2 protein-coding genes are annotated in these 2,450 nt (G+C 62.4%); both read right to left on the reverse strand.

Annotated features, from left to right (window positions below):
* Positions 1-144 precede the first annotated feature (144 nt).
* A complete protein-coding gene (locus tag ACW9I6_RS32030; protein WP_087694634.1) occupies positions 145-1,614 on the reverse strand; it encodes an ATP-binding protein in 1,470 nt (489 codons plus the stop codon).
* On the reverse strand, positions 1,604-2,335 hold the full coding sequence (locus ACW9I6_RS32035; RefSeq protein ID WP_003214124.1) for a response regulator: 732 nt from the start codon (positions 2,333-2,335) through the stop codon (positions 1,604-1,606). Before ACW9I6_RS32035 ends, ACW9I6_RS32030 begins: the two co-directional genes overlap by 11 nt.
* Positions 2,336-2,450: the final 115 nt, after the last annotated feature.

Genomic DNA, 2,450 nt, shown 5'->3' on the forward strand with positions numbered 1-2,450 from the left:
AAAACACTAGATATGAAGAAGTGGGAAAGGGAATTGGCACCCGTTGAACGGAAAAAAATCCCAACCTTGGGGGGCCAGTTCGCGCCCCAATGGGAGCAAGCTCCCTCGCCACAAGTACTCAATCAGCTGCGGTATTGGTGGCGTTCAATCCAGGCCACGAGGCAGTTGCAAGGTCACCCGCAAACCGCCCTCCCGCAGATTCTGCAAACTCACTTCACCGCCATGGCTGTGGGCAATGTTGCGGGCGATGCCCAGGCCCAGGCCGTAACCCTGTTGCTGCCCGGCCAGGCGGAAGTGCGGCTCGAAGACCTGCTCCAGGCGCTGTTCCGGCACGCCCGGGCCTTCGTCGTCGACGTGGAGGATGAACTCCGCGCCATCGTCTTCAATGTGCAAATGGGCGTTCTGCCCGTACTTCAGGGCGTTGTCGATCAGGTTGCCGATGCAGCGCTTGAGCGCCAGCGGCTTGCCCGGGTACGTCGTAAGTGCCCGACCATGTTGGGTCACGCGCCCATTGCCGTTGGGCGCCAGGTACGGCTCCACCAGGCAGTCGAGTACGTGGTTGAGGTCCACCGGTTCGATGTTTTCGTGAATGTCGGTGTCTTTCACACACTGCAACGCGCCTTTGACCAGCAACTCCAGTTCATCCAGGTCGCGGCCGAACTTGGTTTGCAGGTTCTCGTCTTCCAGCAATTCCACCCGCAACCGCAGGCGTGTGATGGGTGTGCGCAGGTCGTGGGAAATGGCGCTGAACAGCTGGCTGCGTTCGGTCAGGTAACGGCTGATGCGTTCGCGCATGGCATTGAACGCGCGGCCCACTTCCACCACTTCGCTGCCGCCGCCTTCGGCCACCGGCTCCACGTCGGCGCCCAGGGACATGTCCCGCGCCGCCCTCGCCAGGCGCTTGAGTGGACGGCTTTGCCAGTGCACCAACAGGCCGATAAACAGCAGCAGGAAGCCGCTGGTGAGCACGATAAACCACACCTGCTGGTATGGCAGGCCTTGTTCTTCGAGGCTGGTATAGGGTTCGGGCAGCAAGGAGGCAATGTAGAGCCATTCGCCCTGGGCCAGCTGGATCTGGGTGACCAACACCGGCGGATTCACCGGTTCCAGGGTCAACGCGTAATGCGCCCAGGAGCGCGGCAATTCATCGAGTTTCAAGCCGGCGTTGAAGATGCGCAGGTCTTCGGCGCTGACGAACTCCACCGAAACATGCACGTCGCTGCCCAGGGTCTGGCGCAACACTTCTTCGACAGCACCGAGCACTGCATGCTTGCGCGGGGTTTCCGGCAATACCGCCATGTCCAGGGGCTTGTCGTTGAGCGTCACCACAAACCGGGTACCGCCCATGCTGCGCAACTGGTCCAGTACCAACGGCCGGAAGGCCACCGGCAACGAGCGGAAATAACTGACGCTGGCGGTCATCGAATGCGCCAGGCTGCGGGCGGCGGTTACCAGGCCTTCAAGCTGGGTAGCGCGCAATTGCGAGACCCAGATCACGCTGGACAACGCCTGGGCAAACAGCACCGCCAACAGGGTCAGCAGTAACATCCGCCCCAGCAGCGAACGCGGTACCGGGATGCGCCGGCGCAGTTCACGCAGGCGCTCAGTGGGCATTGCCGGCAACCACGCTGGCTGCCAATTGATAGCCACTGCCGCGCACGGTGCGGATCAGCCGGGGTGGTTTTTCGGTGTCGCGCAGGCGTTGGCGCAGACGGCTGACGGCCATGTCGACAATCCGGTCCAGGGGCATCAGGTCGCGGCCACGGGTGGCGTTGCCGATGGTGTCGCGGTCGAGGATTTGCTGGGGGTGGTCGAGGAACAGTTTGAGCAGGGCAAAATCGGCGCCGGAAAGAATCACTTCCTCGCCGTCGACGTGGAACAGCCGGTGGCTGACCATGTCCAGGCGCCACTCGCCAAACACCAGCACCTCGCCGCCGCTGCGCTCCTGGCCAAACTGGCAGCGCCGCAACAAGGCCTTGATACGGGCCTGCAACTCACGGGGGCTGAAGGGTTTGCCGATGTAATCGTCGGCACCCAGCTCCAGGCCGATCACGCGGTCGGCTTCGTCGGAACTGGCGGTGAGCATGATGATCGGCACCTGGGCCTGGCGTGGGTGCTGGCGGATCCAGCGGCAGAGGCTGAAACCGTCTTCGTCCGGCAGCATCACATCAAGGATCACCAGGTCGCACGGGGCTTCGTTCATCGCCTGGCGGAACCCCGCGCCATCCGGCACGCCGCGCACCTGGAAACCGGCGCGGCTGAGGTAGGTTTGCAGCAACTCGCGGATTTCCTGGTCGTCGTCGACCAGGAGAATGGATTTACTGATTACGCTCACGGGGTCCTCCTTGTTGTTATGGCCAAGCTTAAGTCATTTGTTGCCCTTGAGGCCGCCTTCGCGAGCAAGCCCGCTCCCACATTCGACCTCATTCATCCAGTTGGAATGGGATTGA

The sequence above is a fragment of the Pseudomonas sp. SDO5522_S412 genome (assembly GCF_054071215.1).

Bases quoted from the DNA above. Each gene is read 5' to 3' on its own strand.
- ACW9I6_RS32030 (WP_087694634.1), bottom strand. From the start codon at position 1,614: ATGCCCACTGAGCGCCTGCGTGAACTGCGCCGGCGCATCCCGGTACCG.